Here is a 20,291-nt window from a genome sequence, read left to right on the forward strand (position 1 = left end):
CTAAACGCGGTCGGGAGGGGGATCGAAACGACGCCAAACTCGTTGAGCGTGAAACCAACAGGGGAGAATCGCTCATGGTCACCACCATAGAGACGTTGTCGCTCGGCGACGCCCGCCGGTTACTCGCCGCCGCCGAAGCCAAGGCAGCGCAGATCGAGGTTCCCTCCAATATCGCGGTCGTCGATGCCGGCGGCAATCTGCTCGCCTTTGCCCGCATGGACGGCGCCTGGCTGGGATCGATCGACATCGCGATCCACAAGGCGTTCACCGCGCGCGCGTTCGACATGTCGACCGAAGCACTGGCGGGCATGGCCGAACCGGGCAAACCCTTATTCGGTATCCAGAACACCAATCACGACCGCATCGTGATCTTCGCCGGCGGGCTGCCGGTCAAGCATGGCCAGACGGTGATCGGCGCGATCGGATCGAGCGGCGGCACGGTCGATCAGGACGCGCAAGTGGTCGAGGCGGCACTCGCCGCGTTCGAGGAGGAAAGGTCTCGACACGGCCAATTCGCCGAGGCGTGACGTGGCGAGTTCTTTATACGGATCGGTCTATTGCGGCGCTCCCGCGCTACCGGGAACGCTCGCGGAGCGTTTCAATCTCGACCCGGTCCTGATTGTCGCGCTGGCGGCGATCGCTCTCCTCCATCTCGTCGCCAATCGTCGCGCGGGCCAGCCGCTGGCGAGCGCGGCCGGCGGATGGGCAATCGCCGCCGCCGCGTTGATCTCTCCGCTCTGCGCGCTGTCGGTTTCGCTGTTCGCGGCGCGGGTCGCCCAGCACATGATCCTGCTTCTTGCGGCCGCTCCGTTGATTGCCGCGCCGCTCCCGCGATGGCGCGCGATCAGGCGGCCGTCATTCCTATGGTCGGCGACGATCGCCTTTTTCGTCCTGCTCTGGTTCTGGCACATGCCGACGCCATACGAGGCGACATTCCGTTCCCCCATCATCTATTGGGCGATGCACATATCGCTCGGCGGCAGCGGCGTGGCCTTGTGGGCAGCGCTATTGCGCCAGCATTCGGCGCGGGCGCTCGCTGCCGGCCTCATCACCTCGATCCATATGGGCCTGCTCGGCGCGATCATCTGCCTCGCCTCCTGGCCGATGTACCGGCCGCATTACGCGACCAGTCAGGCCTGGGGCCTCAGCCCGCTCGCCGATCAACAGATGGGCGGCGTGATCATGTGGGTGCCCGGCTGCCTGATCTTCCTGTGGATCGCGCTGCGCACGGTCTCGGCGATGTGGCGCGCGCTGGAGGAAGCGCCGGTATGAAAGGACCGACGCTCGACTATCTGACCAGTTCGGGCGAGCGGGCGGCGGCGGTCGTTCCGCTCACCTGGTTCACCCTGATCGTGTCGATCGTCGTGTGCTGCATCATCGCCGTCCTTTTGTGGGGCGGCGTTCGCCGCACGCGCCGCTACGGCGTAGCTGTCGAGACACGCGCGGTATCGGTCGAGCGCGGCGGGGATGGCCTGGGATGGATCAAATGGGGGTTGGCGATCAGCGCGGTCCCGCTGGCCATCTCGCTCGTCTGGACGATGGCCGCGCTCGGCCATATCGCCGGGCCGCCGCGCCGCCCGGGCCTGACGATCGACGTCACGCCGCACCAATATTGGTGGGAAGTCCGCTATAGCGGCCCGACCGCGGCCAACATCTTTTCGACCGCGAACGAGATCCACATCCCGACCGGCAAACGCGTGCTCGTCCGGCTGCATGGCGCCGACGTCATCCATTCCTTCTGGGTGCCGCAATTGTCGGGCAAGACCGACGCCATCCCGGGTCAGGTCAATTCGAGCTGGATCGCCGCCGACCGGCCGGGTCGCTATTTCGGCCAGTGCACCGAATTCTGCGGGCTCGAACATGCCAAGATGGCGTTCGAGGTGGTGGCCGATACGCCCGCCGCGTTCGACCAATGGCGGCGGGCCCAGCTGCAAACCGCGCCGCCTCCGGCTACTCCGGCCGCCCAGCGCGGCCTGCAATATTTCCAATATCGTTGCGCTCTCTGCCACGCCGTCCGCGGCACCCTAGCCGCCTCCCATTACGGCCCCGACCTCACCCATTTGATGAGCCGCCAGCTGATCGCCAGCGGCGCCCTGACCAACACTCGCGGCAACCTCGCCGGCTGGGTCGACGCACCGCAGCGGGTCAAGCCCGGCGCGCTGATGCCCGACCAGAAATTGACCGGCCAGCAATTGAACGACGTCGTCGCCTATCTGGAGACGCTCAAATGAGGCCCGCGGCGCTGCGCACGCCGGAGATCGGCGACGACACCCCGGAATTGCGCGCACGGCTCCATGCGATCTGGGCGACCGAGCCCGGTTGGAAAGGGTGGTTCACGACGGTCGATCACAAGGAGATCGGCATCCGCTACATCTTCACCGCGTTCGTCCTGCTCGCTTTGGGCGGGATCGAGGCGCTGGTGATCCGGCTGCAGCTCGCCGGCCCCGACCTGCACCTGCTGACGCCCGAGCAATATAACGAATTCTTCTCGATGCACGGGATGACGATGATCTTCCTGTTCGCGTCGCCGATCCTGTCGGGCTTCTCGAACTTTCTCTGGCCGCTGCTGCTCGGGTCGCGCGACATGGCGTTCCCCCGGCTCAACGCGTTCAGCTACTGGGTCTATCTGGCCGCCGCGCTGTTTCTTTACGTGGGATTCCTGACCGGCAACGGGCCCAATGACGGCTGGTTCAACTACGTCCCTTATGCGGAGAAGCAGTTCAATCCCGGGCTGAACCAGGATTTCTACGCGCTCGGCATGGTGCTGCTCGGCATTTCGACCAGCGTCGGCGCCGCGAACTTCATCGTGACGGCATTCAAGATGCGCGCACCGGGCATGTCGATCAATCGCATGCCGATCCTGATCTGGGGAACGCTGACCGCGAGCGTCGCCAATCTGATCGTCGTGCCGGCGGTCAGCCTGGCCTTCTTCCTGCTGTGGATGGACCGGCAATTCGGGACGAGCTTCTTCCAGACCGCCGGCGGCGGACAGCCGCTGTTGTGGCAGCACCTATTCTGGATTTTCGGCCATCCCTGGGTCTACGCGATCGTGCTGCCGGCGATGGGCATGGTGTCGGACGGCCTGCCCGTCTTCTGCCGGAGGCCGCTGGTCGGCTATTCGCTCGTCGCGCTCGCCACCGTGTCGACCATGGTGCTCGGCTTCGGCGTTTGGGTCCATCACATGTTCGCGACCGGCCTGCCGGGCCTGAGCCTGTCGTTCTTCTCCGGTGCATCGATCGTCATCACCGTGCCCAGCGCGGTCGCGGTGTTCGCCTGGCTGGCGACGATCTGGACCGGCCGGCCGGTCGTCACCACCGCCTTCCTGTTCTTCGCCTCGATGATCCTGCTGTTCGTGATCGGCGGCGTGTCCGGATTCATGACCGCCAGCGTGCCGGTCGACTGGCAGCTGACCGATACCTATTTCGTCGTCGCCCACCTCCATTACGTGCTGATCGGGATCAACGTCTTTCCGGTCGTCGGTGCGACCTATTTCTGGTTCCCCAAGATGTTCGGCCGGATGATGGACGAGCGGCTGGGACGGTGGAATTTCTGGACGATGTTCCTGGGATTCAACCTGGGCTTCCTACCGATGCACCTGACCGGGCTGCTCGGCATGCCGCGGCGCGTCTGGACCTATCCGGCCGGGCTCGGCTGGTCGGCGCTCAACATGATCACGACGATCGGCAGCTTCGTGTTCGCGGTCGGCGTGCTGCTGTTCTTCGTAAATTTCGCCAAGAGCCTGAGAACAGGACCCAAGGCGCTGGCCGATCCCTGGGGTGGCCCAACGCTCGAATGGGCAGTCACATCACCCCCCGCCCCGTATAATTTCGCGGTGATCCCGACGGTCGCGTCGCGTCATCCGCTGTGGGAGGACGCGCTCGACGAGAGCAAAGGCCGCAGCTCGATCACGCGCGGCATGACGCTCGACCATGGCAAGGAAACCATCACCACCACGCCGATGGACGCCGAACCCGACCGCATCGTCGAGATGCCGGAGGACAGCTGGGCACCCCTGCTGCTGACGATGGCCCTCGCAATCCTGTTCGTCGCGCTGCTGCTCAAGCTGTGGCTGGTGATCGCCATGGGCGGCTTGCTGGTACTCATGGCTTTGTTGTTCTGGCTATGGCCGCGTCGCAAACTACTCGAGCGAGAGCCGGCCCATGGCTGAGTTCGTCCTCGCCGAGCCCAGGGACTTGCCGGTCGGCCCGATTGGCCGGCGCGGCATGGGGCAATGGGGAGTCGGCGCGCTGATCGCCAGCGAAGCGGCTTTGTTCGGCTATCTGCTCTTCTCTTATTATTATGTCGGCGCGAGCGCCCTGCCCGGCTGGCTGCTCGAACCCCATCCGCCGATGTGGCCGGCGCTTCCCAACACGCTCCTTCTCCTCGCGTCGAGCTTCGTCGCCTGGTTCGGCGAGAAAGGGGTGGAGAAGGGCAATCGCCGCCAGGCGTTGATCGGCCTCGGCGGCACCTTCGTGATGGGGGCGGTCTTCGCCGCGGTCCAGGTCTACGAATGGTCGGTGAAGGCCTATGGCATCGGCACCTCGAGCTATGCCTCGCTCTATTTCACCACCACCGGACTGCACATGGCCCACGTCCTGGCGGGGTTGATCATCCTGGCGGCGATGTTCGGCTGGGTGGTGTGGGATTTCTTCTCGCCGCGGCGGCACATCGTCGTCTCGGCGGGAATACTTTATTGGCATTTCGTCGACGCGGTCTGGCTGTTCGTTTTCACCACCTATTATCTGACGCCCTATCTGGGGTTCGCGCGATGAAGGGCGAGCATCATCCCGCGCCGCATCGCGACAAGTTGTCCGGCTGGACCGCGTCGATCCTACTCTACACCGGGCCGCTCGCCTGGCTGCTGCAGATCTGCGTCGGCGAGATGATGACGAGTTGGCCGTGTTTCCCCGACACCGACCGCCGCGCTGCGCCGATCGCGGGATACGAATGGACCTGGACCGGCGCGATGGTCGTGCTCGTCCTGTGCGCGGCCGCCGCCTGTGCCACCGGCGTGCTGGCGTGGCGCAAGTTCCGCGAGGTTCGCGAAGAGCGCGAAGGCGGCCACGAAGAGCTGCTCGAAATCGGTCATGGCCGCACCCGCTTCATCGCCCTTTGGGCCGCTTATCTCGGCCTGGGTTTCGCGGTCGCGACGCTCGTCACCCTCACCGCTTTCGCTCTGGTGCCGCCATGTCTCGGTTGATCCTCGTGCTCGCCCTGCTTCCCCTCGCCGCCTGCGCACGATCGGGGGATCCGCACGCCGCCGCCAAGCAACTGATCGCTTCGCAATGCGCCGCCTGCCACACCGTCCCCGGCGTCCCCGGCGCGCGCGGACAGGTCGGACCATCGCTGGCCGGTATCGCCAAGCGTCAGGTCATCGGCGGCAAGCTGCCCAACATGCCCGCCAATCTGCGCCACTTCCTCGAACATCCGCAATCTGTCGTCCCGGGCGGCGCCATGCCCGAGCTCGGTCTCTCCCCGCAGCAGGCCAAGATCATCGCCGATTATCTTTTGACGTTGGACAAGCCATGACCCGCATTCTCAGGCTCGCGCTCCTCACCACCATTCTTGCCGGGTGCAGCCGCGCCCCCGCCCAGGACGAAGCGACCGGATCGCAGCCCAGGCTTCCCGCCCCGGTACCCGCGACCTCGATCTTCACCCGCGAGCAGATCGGCCGCGCGCTGGCGCCGCCGACGACCAATATGGGGAAGGCGAAGCCGGCGCCGGGCGGATCGCCGCAGGACGATGGCCAATGGACGATGCCGTCCAAGAATTATGCCTCGACCCGCTTCTCGGCGATGGGCGAGATCAACCCCGGCAATGTCAAAAACCTGACCACTGCCTTCACTTTCTCGCTCGGGGTCAACAAGGGACAGGAAGCCGCGCCGATCGTCGCCGGCGGCACGATGTACATCGTCACCGCCTTTCCCAACATCGTCTACGCGCTCGACCTGACCAAGCCCGGCGCGCCGATGAAATGGACCTACAAGCCGATGCCGGCACCCGCCGCGCAAGGAGTGGCGTGCTGCGACGTCGTCAATCGCGGCGGCAGCTATGATGCCGGCAAATACATTTTCAACACGCTCGACGGCCAGACGATCGCGCTCGACGCCGCGACCGGCAAGCCGATCTGGAAGACGCAACTCGGCAACATCAACCTGGGCGAGACGATGACGATGGCGCCGCTGGTCGCCGACGGCCGCGTCTATGTCGGCAATTCGGGCGGCGAGATGGGCGTGCGCGGCTGGGTCGCGGCGCTCGACGAGGGCTCGGGCAAGATCGCCTGGAAAGCGTACAATACCGGCCCCGATGCCGACGTGAAGATCGGTGCCGGGTTCAAGCCGTTCTACGCGGTCGATCGCGGCAAGGATCTCGGCGTGAAGACCTGGCCGGCCGATGCCTGGAAGATCGGCGGCGGTTCCATGTGGGGCTGGTTCACCTACGACCCCGACCTCCACCAGGTACTGCACGGCACCGGCAATCCCGGGCCGTGGAATGCGGAACAACGTCCGGGCGACAACAAATGGACCACCGGCATCTTCGCGCGCGATCCGGCGACCGGCGACGCCAAATGGTATTATCAGTTCAGCCCGCACGACACCGAGGATTATGACGGCATCAACGAGCAGATCCTGCTCGACATGCCGTTCGCCGGGCAGATCCACCACGTCCTCGTCCGGCCCGAGCGCAACGGCTATGTCTATGTCATCGACAGGACGACCGGCCAGGTGCTGTCGGCCGATCCGTTCGGCCCGATCAACTCGTCCAAGGGCGTCGATCTCAAGACCGGCGCGCTGATCGTCAATCCCGACAAGGTGGCGAAGCTCGGCCAGGTCACGCGCGACATCTGCCCGACGGCGAGCGGCGCCAAGGACTGGAATCCGAGTTCGTTCAATCCCGGCACCGGGCTGCTCTACATCCCGCACGAAAATATGTGCATGGACTGGATGAACCTGGAGGTGAACTACATCGCCGGCACCCCCTATGTCGGCGCCGAAGTGCATATGAAGCCGGGTCCAGGTGACGGCCATCGCGGCGTCCTCACCGCCTGGGACCCGATCCTGCGCAAGCCGGCCTGGGAGATTCCGGAAAGGTTTCCGATCTGGTCCGGGACGGTCACTACCGCGGGCAATCTCGTCTTCTACGGCACGATGGACGGCTGGTTCAAAGCGGTCGACGCGACCAACGGCAGGATCGTCTGGCAGCAGAAGCTCGACAGCGGGATCATCAGCCAGCCGGTCAGCTATCGCGGGCCGGACGGTCATCAGTACATCGCCGTGCTGACCGGGGTCGGCGGCTGGTCCGGCGCCGTTGTGTCGGGTCCGGTCGATCCGCGCGACGGCTCGGCCGCGCTCGGCATGGTCAACGCGATGGCGGACCTGCCGAAATATACAACCGCCGGAGGGACGCTCTATGTCTTCACGCTCCCGCATTGACGGCGCGCTGATCGGCTTGACGGCGCTAGGCCTGACCCTGGCAGCCTGCCACCGGCAACGCGAGGACGCGGTCCGGACGGCGCCCGAGCGTCCCGGCGTCATCACCAGCGCCTTGTCGCCCGGCGAGGCGAGCAGCCTGGTCACCGACGATCCGCGCGCCGATAAATATTACGACAATGAAGCCGCGGTGACCGACGGCATGCGGCTCTATCACCAGTATAATTGTTCGGGCTGTCACTCGGCCGGCGGCGGCGGGATGGGGCCGAGCCTGATGGACAAGGAATGGATCTATGGCGGCCGCCTCGCCCAGATCCACCAGACCCTGGTCGAAGGACGGCCCAACGGCATGCCGAGTTGGGGCGGCAAGGTCCCGGACGACCAGCTCTGGGAAATCGCGGCCTATGTCCGCTCGCTGTCGCTGCCGGCAACGCTGGCCGCCAATACCGGCGACACGCCCGGCAAGAACCCCGCGCCGGTGCCCAAGGCGGCGGACGCGCATAATGGCTGGGCGCCGCCGCCCGGCACCACCAACGATTTCGGCTCGACCACCGAGGGCCCGAAGTGAGGCGATGGGCGGCGCTCGCCGTGCTTGCCCTTACAGGCTGTCAGCCCCCCGTAACCGGCCCGCACGACACGGTGTTCGTGTCGGACGAAAAGCTCGACCTGCTCCATCTGGTCGACGGCGCGACCGGCGAGGGGACCGGCACGATCCATACCGGCAAGAGGCCGCGGGGGCTCCAACTCTCGCCCGACGGCAAGACGCTGTACGTCGCCGCCGGCAACTCGAATCGCATCGACGTGATCGACGTCGCGACGCGTCGAATCCTCCGCTCGCTCCATTCGGGCAGCGATCCCGAGCGCTTCGCGGTCAGCCCCGACGGCAAGCGCATCTATGTCGCCAATGAGGACCATTCGACCGCCAGCATCATCGACATCGCCAGCGACAAAGCGGTGTGCGAGATCCCGGTCGGCGCGCAGCCCGAGGGCGTCGGCGTCAGTCCCGACAACCGCACGCTGATCGTCACGTCCGAAACCGCCAGCACCGCGCATTTCATCGATCCCGCGACCTGCAAGCTGCTCGACAGCGTCATCGTCGGCAATCGGCCGCGCGCGGTGCTGTTCCTGAAAGGCGGGCGCGAGGCATGGGTATCGTCGGAGCAGCGCGGCACGATCTCGGTATTCGATCCGGCGACCCGCAAGATCATCGACACGATCGATCTCGTGCAGGCGCTCCCCCAGATCGAACAGGTGCAGGCGGTGGAGATGCTGGTCACGCGCGACGGCAGACGGGTATTCGTCGCGCTCGGCCGCGGCAACCATGTCGCCGAAATCGATCCCGCCACGCGCAAAATCGTCCGCACCTTTCCGGTCGGCAACCGCAATTGGGGCATCGCCTTCTCGCCCGACCAGACTCGCCTCTACGCGGTGGCGGGCCTGTCGGCGGACATGACGATCATTGACCTCAAGACCAACCAGGTCGTCCGTACGGTCAAGCTGGGCGAGCAACCTTGGGGCGCGGTGGCGGTGCCATGAGGGTGATGCCGCTTCTCGCCGCGCTGGCGCTCGCCGGGTGCTCGGCCGGGGCGGCGCCCAAGGCGCTGACGGTGTGCGCCGATCCCAATAACTTGCCTTTCTCCAATCGTGCGGGCCAGGGATTCGAAAACCGCATCGCCGAGATCGTCGCGCGCGATATGCATCGGCCGGTGCGCTACGTCTGGTGGGCACAACGCCGCGGCTATGTCCGCAACACGCTGGGCGAGCAGAAATGCGACCTCTGGCCCGGGGTCGCGAGCGGCGTCGAGATGGTGGCGACGACGCGACCCTATTACCGCTCGACCTATGTCTTCGTGACTCGCGCCGACCGTAATCTGAAAGGGCTGACGCTCGACGATCCCCGGTTGAAGGCGCTCACGATCGGGGTCCAGATGGTCGGCGACGATGCGATGAACACGCCGCCCGCGCATGCGCTGACCGCGCGCGGGATGACCAGGAACGTGCGCGGTTTCATGCTGTATGGCGATTATGCCAAGCCCAATCCGCCGGCGGACGTCGTCCGCGCGGTTGCCGACGGCAAGGTCGACGTATCGTTGGCCTGGGGGCCGCTCGCCGGCTATTTCGCCAAGTCCTCGCCGGTGCCGCTCAGGATCGAGCGTGTCACGCCGTGGCTCGACAATGCACAATGGCCGATGGTCTACGACATCTCTATGGGGGTCCGGAAATACGATCCGGCTTTCCAGCAGCAGGTCGAAACGATCCTGACGCGGCGCAAGAAAGAGATTGCCGCCATTCTCGACCGCTACGGCGTGCCGCGCGTCGACTGAGCAACCTGTTCGGCACGAATCCGCTGCCGCAGCCGGGCGAACTGATCGGGACTCATCTTGGGCATGACTTCCAGGAACGCCACCACTTCCGCGACCTGGCGATCGGATTCGACCTCGCCCCAGGCCGGCATGCCGGTCATCTTCACCCCGTCATGCACCAGATTGTAGAGCTCGGCATGCGACCAGCGGCTCGGCGCGTCGATCAGATAGGGCGGGGTCGGCAGCATTCCGCTCGCCCATGGCGCGCGCGCCACTCCGGGACCGCCATGGCAGATGATGCAATGCGCCTCATATTGGCGCGCGCCGGCCATGAGCGTTTCTCGCGTCATCGGTACCGTCGGCACGTCGCCGCGCGAGCGCCGGGCGACCGAGTTGATCATGGTGACATGCGCGCCCCAGGCAAAGGCCTTGGAATGCGGCTGGGTCGCGCTGGTGTTGAAGATGATTCCGCTCAGGATGAGCGCGATGACGATCGCCGCGATCACCGCGCAGGTGGCCAGACCCAACAGCCAGCCCCAGAACAGCCGCCGGGTCGCCTCGCCGATCATTTGAGCGCGTAGAGATAGGCGGCGATGTCGCGCATCTGGTCGTCGCTCAGGCCGAGATCGGGCATCGCGCCGTTCGTCACGACCGCCCGCGGCGCCTTGAGGAATCGCTTCAGATTGGCGGGGGAATTGGGCAGCTTGCCGGCGATCGTCTGCTGCGAGGCGAAATGCGCCAGCGGCGGCCCGACGCGCCCGTCCGCGCCCTCGATGCCGGGAATGACATGGCACGATCCGCAGGCCTGGCGTGTGATCGTGATCGCGCCGAGCCGCGCGCTGCCCGCCGGCCGCGCGACATCGGCCTGGCCGTGACAGGCCGACAGCAAAACCATCAACACCAAGCCCGGTATGCACGCAATCGGAGGATAGCTGGACATCACCGCTCGAACGCGCGGCGGCACGATATTTTCCGGGAGTCGTCAGGAAACTCGGACGATGAAGCCCATCGTCCGAGTTCCGTTTTTTTAGAATGCGGTGATGCCGTTGGGCGTGCCCAGGCCGGTCGGCCCATCATAGCCGGCGCGCGCGGTGCAGAAATAGGTGCCGCCGCAGCTGCCGTTGCTGCCCGACGTCACGTCGTACAATGCGCCCGTATTGGCATAAGGGTTGCTGCCATAGGTCACGCCGCCGCCATTGGCGCCGTAGATGCCGCCGATCACCGGGGCCGCGACGCTCGTACCGCCAAACACCAGCCAGGCCGACTTGCCGCCGTTGCCCGGCCCGTAGACGGCGACGCCGGTAGCCGGATCGGCCACCGCCGCGACATCGGCTTCCATCCGCATCGCGCAACCGCCGTCGAGCTGCCATTGGGGCTTGGCGTATATCGTGCTGCAGCCGCTGCCGGCACCGGTCCACACCGTCTCGCCCCAGCCGCGCGTGCTGGTGTTGCGCTTGAGCGTCGTGCCGCCGACCGCGATGACGTGCGGTGACGATGCCGGGAATTGCACGCCATAACCGCTATCGCCGGAACTGACCGTGACTGCCACGCCGGCATGGTCATAGGCCGATTCATAAGCCTGCGATCCGCTCTCCCCGCCGCCATAGCTGTTGCTGATGACATGCGCCCCGAGCGACGCGGCGGTATTCACCGCCGCCGCCAGATTGCTGAAGCTCGCCGAATTCGCCTGGACCAGGATGATCTTGCACCCCGGGCACATCGCGCTGACCATATCGAGGTCGAGCGCGGTTTCCTGTGCCCAGCCGTTATTCTGGCGCGGATAATTACCCTTCACGCCCGACTGGTTGTACTTGGCGAAACAGCCGTTCGCGGTCGTGCATGGTGGAAGGCCGTAGGTCGCGCGATAGGTCGCCAGATCGCTTTCCGCATTGGCATAGCCATAGGCATCGACGATCGCGACCGTGGTCGTGCTGCTGCCTTGCGCCGAGATGTTATAGGCGGCGCGCAAGTCGGCGGGGCCGAAGCCCGACGGAACGACATTGGGCGTCGCATCGCGCTCGATCGGCTTGCCCTTGTCGTCGGTGACGATACGCGCGTGGCACCGCGCCGTCGCTGGACCTGCGGGCCCCGGACAAACCGCGGCGTGATAGACGTTTCCCGACTTCAACAAGCCCTGCGCGGATTGCGCCTGGAGACTCATCGGAATCCCCGTCAGGAGAGTGAAAGTAGCGATCGCAGCAGCGAGACGTGCCATGCTTGTCCCCTTTGTCGACATGATGCCGAAACATCGGGAGCCTCTCACGCTGGTGCTGCCGCGGTAAATATATCGACCGGTATAGCCGGAGTGACGAACCAGGCGAATATCGCGCCTGCAACCCGGACTGGCTCAAATCCGGCGCCGCCGTCGGGCTAGCCGTCGCCCTTCAGTCCATCCGCGCGAGCAGATCGTCGACGCCGCAACTGGCGAAGCTCGCGAAATTGTCGGCGATACCAAAAGGTAGCAGCAACGTGCGCTCGTGGACGATCGCGCCGCAGCCATAGACGACATTGGGGACATAGCCGCTGCGCTCCTCGGGGCTGGGCCGCAGGATCGGCTCGGGCGTGCGCGCGAGCAATTTGGTCGGGTCGGCCTTGTCGAGCAGGCAGGCGCCCATGCAATAGTTGCGCATCATGCCGACGCCATGGGTGATGACCAGCCAGCCCTCGTCGATCTCGATCGGCGAGCCGCAATTGCCCATCTGGATGAATTCCCACGGATAGCGCGGGCCGACGATTTTGACGCCGCCATCCCAGGTGGTGATATCGTCCGATGCGATCAGCCACAGATTCTCGTTATCCTGGCGACCGATCATGTTGAAGCGGCCGTTCACGCGACGCGGGAACAGCGCCATGCCCTTGCTTTGCGGCACCGATCCCTTGAGCACCGTCATCTCGAACGTGTTGACGCCGGTCCCACGAAACAATTCGCACCGCGCATCGCGCCCGTCGAACGCGGTATAGGTGCTGAGGAAGCTGGGTGTGCCGTCCTCTTCGGTGAAGCGCACCATGCGCAGATCCTCGATCCCCTGCCGCTGGCTGGCGGTGATCGGAAAGAGGACGCTTTCCGACGGCTCCTGGCTGCCCTCGCAGATGATCCGGGTCGTTCCGGACGTGCCGCTCTCATCAGGCCCTTCGATCCGCGGCGAGGTGACCCAGGGACTGGGATCGTCGACATGGAAACCGTTGCTCGCGCTCCAATTGCCGGTGCGAAAGGTGACGGAGGAGACATGACCTTCGCCGATGCCGCGCAACGACAGGATGAAGTTCAATCCGTCGGCCGGCGCGTCGTCCTGATTCATCCGCAACACGATGCTGGGATTGAACAGGGCGGCCGCCTCGAACGAATATTCGGCGCTGAGATAGGCACCGATCAGCAGTTGCTGCTCCGGGTTCGCCGCCACGTCTTCCGGCAAGCAGTCGCGCACCGCCTCGAAGCGGCGCGTCAACATCGTCTCGACATTACGATGCCGGGCGGAGAGCGACGCCACCACGGTTTCGCAATCCTGGCGGCAGCTCGCCGGATCGAGCGACAGCACGCGCTCGATCACCGTGCGCATACGGGGGTGCGCGGCGTCGCGGAACGGTTCGGGATACTCGACGCTGAACGGCTTGATCACCGTGCGCGACGGGTCGGGGCGCAGATGGAGACCGGAGAAGGTGAACAGATCGTCGCTCATACGGTCGGGCTCCGTGCCGGGACGACGGTGGGTCGCCGGGGATGGGTGATAAGCCAAATCGGAGTGATCGGCGTCCCCCCGAAACGCCCTATTGCGCGACAGGCTCCCGCAACCCATCGATATTGCCCGTCGAACCAAGCTTTCCGGCTGTTCGAAAACGAAAAAGGACCGGTGCCCTCGGACACACGTCGCCCCGGCGGAGGCCGGGGCCGTTGGCCGCATCACGACATAGCGGCCCCGGCCTCCGCCGGGGCGACGGCGTCACATCTTCGGACGCCGTCCCCTTCGGGCGTTATCGGTTCGGTTCAGAAAGCGTAGCTCACCGACACCCGGTACGACCGGCCGAAGATCGGACGCACGTCGGGGAGCGCGGCGCCCGGACCGGCTAGGAAGCGCGGATTGCCCTCGGTCAAGCCGTGGGAGTTGGTCAGATTGTCGCCGGCGATCTGCAGCGTGTAGCCGTTGACCTTGGCGCGCAGTCCGGCGCTCAGCGTGGCGTAAGCCGGCAGCAACTGGGTATTGGCGAGATCGCTGTAACGCTTCCCGATCGCTTCGTACGTGCCGTAGAAGGTGATGTCGGACTTGTCCCCAAAGCGCGCGGTGTAGGTCGGCGTGAACCGCACCTGATAGGACGGGATGCGCTGCGCCTTCTTGCCGTCGAAGTCCGGAATGTTGGGCGTATCGGTCTTGGCGTCCTCGAGCACGGCGTTGCCGATGAACCCGAACCCGCTGGCGCTGTGGTACGACGCGTCGAGTTCGATGCCCTTGGTCTTCGATCCGGCGATCTGGGGCGGCACGCCAACGTCGTTGTACACCGCGCCGACGACCTTGTCGTAGAAGCCGGTCAATGCCGCTTCGAACCCGCCGCCGCGATATTTCACGCCGCCTTCGTACGAACGCACTTTCCAGTTCAGGTCGAGCCGCGGCCCGGTATTGCCAAGCTGCGAGCGCACGTCGTCGAAGGACGGCGAGTGATAGCCTTGCGAGATACGAGCATAGACGTCGAAATTGCGCGTCGCGCGATAGTTGAGCCCGACCGTCCAGGGCGTCGCCTCGCGGCTGATCTTCGCCGAATCGGGCAGGCCGTTGCCGGTAATATTGAAGCTGATGTCGGTCCATTGATGGCGGACGCCGGCGTCGAGGCGCAGCGCGTCGGTGATGTTGAAGGAATCCGACACATAGATCGCGTTCACCGTGGCGCGGCCGCGGTCCGAAATGGCGAAGGCCGACAGCGGGCCATTGTTCAAATCGACCAGGTCGCCCGAGCCGCCCACCTGCATCCAGCGGTTGCCGCCCAGGCTCCAGGCGTCATCCGAGGTGAAGTGCGAGAAATAATAGCCGAGGTTGAGCGTGTTCGGGCCGGTCTTGATATTGACCACGGCCTCGTTCGAGACATTCTGAAGCTTCTTGTCGACCCACCACGAACCGAATTGCTGGACGTAATCGGTCGGTGCGAGCGTCTGGCCGGTGTTGATCGTATGGACCTGCGTCTGGCCGGGATTGCCTGCCGTCGCGAGCGCGGTGGCGACCGTGATCGCACCGGCGCCTTGCGGAACGAGGCCCGTCGTCCGCAGCGTGCCGCTGGTGAACCCGAACCGGTCGGTGAAGCTGATGCCGCCGCCAAAATCGTAATCGAGGCTGGCCCCCGTCACCACGCCCTTCCAGCCGCGACCGTCGGCCAAGTCGACGCGTTCGGTCGCGCCGCTGCCCGCGGAGCCAGGCGAAATGATCGTCGCATAGCGCGTATATTGGTTGAGCTGGTTGTACGTGCCGCGATCGATGCCCGGCACGTTCGCCGCGAACGGCAGGAACCATTCGCCGTGATCGTCGGTGTAGCGCGCGAAGATGTTGAACTTGCCGCGCGAGAATTTCTTGGTGATGTTGGCGGTGATCTGCTGGCCGTTTTCGGTGTCGAAACCGGCTCTGCGCACCGTATCGCCGCGCGAGACATAGCCGCCGACCATATAATAGAGGTCGTCCGCGAGCTTGCCGCTGAGATAACCGTCGACCCGCCAGGCACTGTAATCGGTGATCGAGGCGCCGATGCTGCCGTGCGTCTCTTCCCCGCCCTCGCGCAGGCGCAGGTTGGTGGTGAGACCGGGCTGGCCGTCCGAATAGAGCGAAGCCGGGCCGCCATTGACGCCTTCGATTCCCGCAATGGTCTCGTCGAGGCGGACGATGCCGGTCTGGTCCATGAACGACAGGCTGCTCGATCCATAGACGGGCACACCGTTGAACTGCATCGTCACGAACGGCGCGTCGCCGGTGCTGGGAATGCCGCGCACGAAGATGTTCGAAGTGCCGACGCCGCCCGAACTCTCGACCCAGACGCCCGGGATCGACTTGAGAACGTCGCCCGAGCTCTTGGGCGCCTGGAGCTTGATATTGTCGGCCGACAGCGTCGTGACCGAATAGCCCGCCTCCAGCTTGTTGATGCCACTGCCCGCGGCACGACCGGTGACGATGATGTCGGGCACGTCGGCGGAAGGCGCCGTGTCCGCGGCCTGGGCGGGATCGGCGGCCGGCGCCGCGGCGGGCGTTTCCTGTGCCGCTGCGGGATGGGCCAGGGCGATCGCCAGCGCGAACCCCGACACAGCAACGAAATTGCGATTGCGCGAAACCATCATCATCCTCTCCTGCCGCTGCTTCCTGCTCGGGAAGTGCCTGGCGATGAGGTCTACACACGAATGAATTGCATTTCAATAGACCGTTACATAAGCGTCATATTATAATAGTTCGTGCTATATCAATATGATATCTCGACAGGACGGCCGCCGAATGTTGCAGAGATGTCACAACGGCTGCAACGAAATTTCATAGGGGCATGCCGTCTATAAAGACGCTCGGAACGCTTTGTGCGGTCATCGCGCAAACGGCTTGTTGCATAGGGGAACGCGACCAGCCTATTTTGACCGCGCAGAGCGGGGGCGGTGCATCGTCGAGGATCGTCGGAAACCAGTTTCAATGGTCGTCCGGCAACCCGCTGATTGAGGAGCTGGCTTTGCGTCGACGCGCGATGGATCTGAACATGGGGGATATCGCCCGTCTGGCCAATGTGTCGAAGCCGACCGTGTCGCGGGTGCTCAACAACAGCCCGCTGGTCAATGAGGAGACGCGCGAGCGCGTCCTGCGCGTGGCGCGCGAACATGGCTATGCGATCAACCGCAACGCGCAGAAATTACGCCAGGCGCGCAACGACACGGTCGCCGTCGTGCTCGATTTCGGCTCGCACCGCGCCGGGCGGATCGCCGACCCCTTTATTTTCGAATTGCTCGCCGGCGTGTCCGAAGCCCTGTCGGTGCGCAACCAGGATCTGTTGCTCTCGCCGTCCAATCTCACCGACGTCCAGAGCCATCTCGACCTGATCAGTTCGCGCGTCGCCGACGGCTTCATTTTCCTCGGCCAAGGCGTGCGCGGCCCGATGCTGCGCGAGCTGGCACGGGCCGGGGCGCCGTTCGTGGTCTGGGGCGGCGTCGATCCTTCGGAGCCCTATTGCTCGGTCGGCAGCGACAATCGACTGGGCGGACAATTGGCCGGCGAACTGTTCGTCAAGCGCGGCGCCAAGCGCTGGCTGTTCGTCGGCAATATCGCGCATGCCGAGATCCGGATGCGGTTCGACGGCCTTCGCGCCGTGGCCGCCAAGCACCCCGAGGTGACGGTCGAGCATCTCGAGGTCGAGCACATGGCCTATGCGCCCGCCTATCAGCAGACGCTGGCGTGGCTGCGCGACAATCCGCCACCCGATGCGGTCTTCGCCTTCTCGGACACGGCGGCGATCGCGATCATCGCTGCCTTCCGCGAGTTCGGGCTCGAAGCGCCCGCCGATTATTCGCTGTGCGGCTACAACAACATTCCGCCCGCGGCCGACTTCACTCCGGCGCTCACCACGATCGAGCAGGAAACCCATCTGGCTGGCGCGATCCTGGTCGAAAAGCTGATGCAGATCCTTGACGGCGGCAAGCCGAAATCGAGCGTGCTCCCGACCCGGCTGATCGTTCGTCAGACCTGAGACGGAGCAGGCGCCAGCCTCAGCACCCGGTCGAGATCGACCGCGGCGGTCGACGCGAACACCAGATCGGCCTCGGCCAGGATAGCGGCGTCGCCGATCCCGATCGCGACCATTTCCGCCGCCTTGATCGCAGCTACCCCGGCCGCGGCATCCTCGAACCCGACGCACGCGGTGGGCACTACGCCCAGCCCGGCCGCGCAGGCCAGGAAGATGTCCGGCGCGGGCTTCGACCGCGCGACCCTGGCGGCGTCCGCGACGAAATCGATCGAGTTCGACAAGCCGGCCCGCTCCAGCACCATCACCGCGTTCCGGCTGGCCGAGGCGACCCCCAGCGACAGCCCGGCGGCGCGCGCACATGCCAATAAGGCTGTCGCACCCGGCAGGATGTCGGCATCGCTCATCGTCTCCAGCGCATCGAGATAATAGCCGTTCTTGCGCGCCGCCAGTTCCTCTCTGGCGGGGAGATCGAGCGACATGCCGCCCAGCGCCAGGATATGGTCGAGCGATCCCATGCGGTCGACGCCCTTGAGCGCCTCATTGTCATGCTCGTCGAACGCGATGCCCAGCTCGTCCGCGATCCGTTTCCAGGCGACGAAATGCAGCCGGGCGCTGTCGACCAGCACCCCGTCCAGGTCGAAGATCGCCGCGCGAAACGCCATGGTCAGGCCGCGACCGTTTGGCCGGCGACACGGATCGCGACCGCACGATCGCCACGCACCGACACGCTGGCGGCGCGGCCCGACACCGCGACGTCGACCTGCGCGCCGCGAAAGGTCACGGTGAAGCGATAGTCGGACAGGCCGGGTATCTCGACAGGATCGAAGCACAAAGTGTCGCCCTCGACCCGCATGCCGGCAAAGCCCATCGCCAGCGTGGTCCAGCTCCCCGCCAGCGCCGCCATGTGCAGACCGTGATCGGCGTTGCCGAACAGATCGTTGAGGTCGGTCAGCGTAGCGACCCGCCAGTAATGCGCCGCCCGGGCACCGTCGCCGGCATGCGCCGCCGCCGTCGCGAATGCGCTCGCCGACAAGGTCGAATCATGGACGGTGGTCGCTTCGTACGTATCGAGCATCCGCCGCCGCATCGCCGGGTCGAACGCCTCGGGCATCAGCGCCAAGGCGAGCACCGCATCGGCCTGTTTCGATACGCGATGGCGGTAGATGATCAGCGGATGGAAGTGGAGCAGCAGCGGATAGGCCGCGGGCGGCGTCGCGTCGAACGGCCAGGGGTCGAGCTGGAAATAGCTGTCGTCCTGCGCATAGACCTGCCGCTCGTCGTCGACCGCCAGCAGCATCCGGTCCGCGGCACGAACCATGCGTGTGGCCTCCGCATCGTCGATCAGCGACGCCGCAAGCCCTTCGCGCGCGGCGAACCGCAAATGCCGCGCCGCCATCATGTTGGTGTAGAGATTGTTGTCGACGATTGCCGAATATTCGTCGGGTCCGGTCACGCGGTTGATGACGAAGGCGCCGCCGCGCGCCGCATCGTGGAACCCGATCGAGAGCCAGATGCGCGCCGTCTCGACCAGCATCGCCGCGCCGCCGGCATCGAGCAGCGAACGGTCGCCGGTCGCCGCCAGATACGTCTCCAGCGCATAAGCGATGTCGGCGTTGATATGATATTGCGCGGAGCCGGCGGGGAAATAGGACGAACATTCGTGCCCGCCGATCGTCCGCCACGGATAGAGCGCGCCCTGTTCGTGCCCCATCGCCCGCGCATTGTCGCGCGCGGCGTCGAGCTTCGAAATTCGCCACGCGAGCATTGCCCGCGCGATCTCCGGCCGGGTGAAGGCGAAGACCGGCATGACGTAGAGATCGGCGTCCCAGAAGACATGGCCTTCATAGCCTTCGCCGGTCTGCCCCTTGGCGCCGATCGACGTCTTGCCGTCGCGCCCGACCGCCATCGCCAACTCGGCCAAGGCGAAGCGGATCGCGAGTTCGGCCTTGGGCTGGCCTGGGAAGGCGACGTTACTCGCCGCCCAGAAATCCGCGAACCACGCGACCTGGTCGGCCAGCAGGGCGTCATAGCCTCGCTCGACCGCGGCACGCAGTAGGGCGGTGATCGCCTCGACGCCCTGCCCGTCGGTCGCGGCGTGATAGCCGGAGGCGAAATCGACCTGTACCCGGCCATCGACGGTCCGACGTCCGATCTCGCGCATCGCGCACGTCACCACGAATCCACTCGTACGCAGACGGTCGCTGCGCATGGCGGTACCGGCCTCGTCATGGATCTGCGGATCGACCCAGGGGCTGGTCGCCATGACCGGCGCAATGCGCGGATCGTAGACGCCCTGGTTGGCGACATCCGCTGCGCGATCGCCGCTTCCCGGCGGCGGCGTCACGGCCGGCGACACGGGCACGTCGGCGCCCGCGGCAAAGCTGACCCGTGTCATCACCAATGCGGTATCGTTCATCGAGACGAATTGCTCGATCGCGATATCGGCCGCGCCCGCCGCGAAGCTCTCCGTCCGCACGCCCCGGGCAAGGTCGAGCTCGACGCTCTCCGGCGCGCCAAGGGGCAAACCGCCGATCCGGATCGCGGGCCGGGTCGCATCGGACACGGCCAGGCGCAGATCGCTTTCACGGGCATAGCCGTGGGCGGCCTCGTGATAGGCGATCGGCACGCGCTCATAGACGCCGTTGAGATAGACTTTGGGCGCTTCCGCCGCCTCGCCCGGGCCGCGAATGCCGATGAAGCCGTTGCCGATCGAAAACAGCGCGGGAACATGGTGCAATCGGGCGGAATCGCCCTCCGCGACGAGGCGCCACGCGTCGCGCGCAAATCGCACGTCAGCAAAAGACGCTTCGGGTAATGATCGCCCCACGCACTTCCTCTCCGATGCGGCGACCAATCGCCGGATTGCCAATGATAT

Annotated in this window: 19 protein-coding genes; 12 read left to right on the top strand and 7 right to left on the bottom strand. The window is 65.5% G+C overall.

Translation table 11 applies throughout. The annotated features are described in order from the left end of the window. Positions 1–74: 74 nt before the first annotated feature. Genes Q0L25_RS04355 through Q0L25_RS04405 form a run of 11 tightly spaced genes read left to right on the top strand, consistent with a single transcriptional unit; the run spans position 75 to position 9,754 of the window. Positions 75–527 carry a heme-binding protein gene (locus tag Q0L25_RS04355; protein WP_296611888.1) on the top strand — a complete coding sequence of 151 codons (453 nt, stop codon included), beginning with the start codon at positions 75–77 and terminating at the stop codon, positions 525–527. Between the two features lies 1 nt (position 528). Next, entirely contained in the window at positions 529–1,272 is a 744-nt protein-coding gene (locus Q0L25_RS04360; protein ID WP_296611890.1) for a cytochrome c oxidase assembly protein, read from the top strand. After that, complete coding sequence (coxB, locus tag Q0L25_RS04365; RefSeq protein ID WP_296611891.1) at positions 1,269–2,231, top strand: cytochrome c oxidase subunit II; 963 nt, start codon at positions 1,269–1,271, stop codon at positions 2,229–2,231. The genes Q0L25_RS04360 and coxB overlap by 4 nt, the downstream gene beginning before the upstream one ends. Continuing rightward, positions 2,228–4,168, top strand: coding sequence for a cytochrome c oxidase subunit I (ctaD, locus tag Q0L25_RS04370; protein WP_296611894.1), 1,941 nt, complete (start codon positions 2,228–2,230; stop codon positions 4,166–4,168). The genes coxB and ctaD overlap by 4 nt, the downstream gene beginning before the upstream one ends. Beyond that, on the top strand, positions 4,161–4,772 hold the full coding sequence (locus Q0L25_RS04375) for a cytochrome c oxidase subunit 3 (protein WP_296611896.1): 612 nt from the start codon (positions 4,161–4,163) through the stop codon (positions 4,770–4,772). Before ctaD ends, Q0L25_RS04375 begins: the two co-directional genes overlap by 8 nt. Continuing rightward, positions 4,769–5,200 carry a hypothetical protein gene (locus Q0L25_RS04380; protein WP_296611897.1) on the top strand — a complete coding sequence of 144 codons (432 nt, stop codon included), beginning with the start codon at positions 4,769–4,771 and terminating at the stop codon, positions 5,198–5,200. Before Q0L25_RS04375 ends, Q0L25_RS04380 begins: the two co-directional genes overlap by 4 nt. Next, positions 5,188–5,529, top strand: coding sequence for a c-type cytochrome (locus Q0L25_RS04385; protein ID WP_296611899.1), 342 nt, complete (start codon positions 5,188–5,190; stop codon positions 5,527–5,529). Before Q0L25_RS04380 ends, Q0L25_RS04385 begins: the two co-directional genes overlap by 13 nt. Beyond that, on the top strand, positions 5,526–7,433 hold the full coding sequence (locus Q0L25_RS04390) for a PQQ-dependent dehydrogenase, methanol/ethanol family (RefSeq protein ID WP_296611901.1): 1,908 nt from the start codon (positions 5,526–5,528) through the stop codon (positions 7,431–7,433). Before Q0L25_RS04385 ends, Q0L25_RS04390 begins: the two co-directional genes overlap by 4 nt. Next, a complete protein-coding gene (locus tag Q0L25_RS04395) occupies positions 7,411–7,998 on the top strand; it encodes a cytochrome c (RefSeq protein ID WP_296611903.1) in 588 nt (195 codons plus the stop codon). Before Q0L25_RS04390 ends, Q0L25_RS04395 begins: the two co-directional genes overlap by 23 nt. Then, positions 7,995–8,966 carry a PQQ-dependent catabolism-associated beta-propeller protein gene (locus Q0L25_RS04400; protein WP_296611905.1) on the top strand — a complete coding sequence of 324 codons (972 nt, stop codon included), beginning with the start codon at positions 7,995–7,997 and terminating at the stop codon, positions 8,964–8,966. Before Q0L25_RS04395 ends, Q0L25_RS04400 begins: the two co-directional genes overlap by 4 nt. Then, positions 8,963–9,754, top strand: a complete 792-nt coding sequence (locus tag Q0L25_RS04405) for a substrate-binding domain-containing protein (RefSeq protein WP_296611907.1) — start codon at positions 8,963–8,965, stop codon at positions 9,752–9,754. The genes Q0L25_RS04400 and Q0L25_RS04405 overlap by 4 nt, the downstream gene beginning before the upstream one ends. Here Q0L25_RS04405 and Q0L25_RS04410 read toward each other — a convergent pair. The 5 genes from Q0L25_RS04410 to Q0L25_RS04430 form a co-directional block, all read right to left on the bottom strand. Further along, positions 9,730–10,302 carry a cytochrome c gene (locus tag Q0L25_RS04410; RefSeq protein WP_296611908.1) on the bottom strand — a complete coding sequence of 191 codons (573 nt, stop codon included), beginning with the start codon at positions 10,300–10,302 and terminating at the stop codon, positions 9,730–9,732. The genes Q0L25_RS04405 and Q0L25_RS04410 overlap by 25 nt on opposite strands. Continuing rightward, complete coding sequence (locus Q0L25_RS04415) at positions 10,299–10,628, bottom strand: c-type cytochrome (protein ID WP_296611910.1); 330 nt, start codon at positions 10,626–10,628, stop codon at positions 10,299–10,301. The genes Q0L25_RS04410 and Q0L25_RS04415 overlap by 4 nt, the downstream gene beginning before the upstream one ends. 132 nt (positions 10,629–10,760) lie before the next feature. Next, positions 10,761–11,948: a S53 family peptidase gene (locus Q0L25_RS04420; RefSeq protein WP_296611911.1), complete on the bottom strand. Its 1,188-nt coding sequence runs from the start codon at positions 11,946–11,948 to the stop codon at positions 10,761–10,763. Positions 11,949–12,117: 169 nt separating this feature from the next. After that, positions 12,118–13,410 (bottom strand): glycoside hydrolase family 130 protein, encoded by a 1,293-nt coding sequence (locus tag Q0L25_RS04425; protein WP_296611913.1) that lies wholly within the window; start codon positions 13,408–13,410, stop codon positions 12,118–12,120. Positions 13,411–13,715: 305 nt separating this feature from the next. Further along, on the bottom strand, positions 13,716–16,037 hold the full coding sequence (locus Q0L25_RS04430; RefSeq protein WP_296611914.1) for a TonB-dependent receptor: 2,322 nt from the start codon (positions 16,035–16,037) through the stop codon (positions 13,716–13,718). A gap of 389 nt (positions 16,038–16,426) precedes the next feature. Between Q0L25_RS04430 and Q0L25_RS04435 the strand changes: the two genes are divergently transcribed. Next, the gene (locus tag Q0L25_RS04435) at positions 16,427–17,419 is read left to right on the top strand and encodes a LacI family DNA-binding transcriptional regulator (protein ID WP_296611915.1); all 993 of its coding nucleotides are present in this window, start codon (positions 16,427–16,429) and stop codon (positions 17,417–17,419) included. On the opposite strand, the gene pgmB is transcribed toward Q0L25_RS04435, so the two are convergent. Both pgmB and Q0L25_RS04445 read right to left on the bottom strand, forming a co-directional pair. After that, positions 17,410–18,078: a beta-phosphoglucomutase gene (pgmB, locus tag Q0L25_RS04440; RefSeq protein ID WP_296611917.1), complete on the bottom strand. Its 669-nt coding sequence runs from the start codon at positions 18,076–18,078 to the stop codon at positions 17,410–17,412. The two genes, Q0L25_RS04435 and pgmB, sit on opposite strands and share 10 nt — an antisense overlap. Positions 18,079–18,080: 2 nt before the next feature. Next, positions 18,081–20,207, bottom strand: coding sequence for a glycosyl hydrolase family 65 protein (locus Q0L25_RS04445; protein WP_296611918.1), 2,127 nt, complete (start codon positions 20,205–20,207; stop codon positions 18,081–18,083). Positions 20,208–20,291 lie beyond the last annotated feature (84 nt).

This window comes from Sphingomonas sp., from assembly GCF_024508665.1.
Taxonomy (GTDB): domain Bacteria; phylum Pseudomonadota; class Alphaproteobacteria; order Sphingomonadales; family Sphingomonadaceae; genus Sphingomonas.